1 protein-coding gene is annotated in these 350 nt (G+C 60.3%); it reads left to right on the top strand.

The window, feature by feature from the left end; genetic code table 11:
• Positions 1–350 (top strand): GTP-binding protein (locus tag ACRXB1_RS37465; RefSeq protein ID WP_449494948.1); only part of this gene is annotated, 350 nt, incomplete at both ends.

The raw sequence follows: 350 nt of genomic DNA, 5'->3' as shown, positions 1-350 counted from the left end.
CAGGTTGGCGTGCCGTACATCATCGTGTTCCTGAACAAGTGCGACATGGTGGACGACGCCGAGTTGCTGGAACTCGTCGAAATGGAAGTGCGTGAGCTTCTGTCGAAGTACGATTTCCCGGGCGACGACACGCCGATCATCAAGGGTTCGGCCAAGCTGGCGCTGGAAGGCGACACGGGCGAGCTGGGCGAAGTGGCGATTTTGAACCTGGCTGATGCGCTGGACACGTACATCCCGACGCCGGAGCGTGCAATTGACGGTACGTTCCTGATGCCGGTGGAAGACGTGTTCTCGATCTCGGGTCGCGGCACGGTGGTGACGGGTCGTATCGAGCGCGGTATCGTGAAGGT

The sequence above is a fragment of the Caballeronia sp. M23-90 genome, assembly GCF_053574605.1.
The sequence above is the reverse complement of the archived record's forward strand: the minus strand, read 5'-3'. Positions and strand labels throughout refer to the sequence as shown.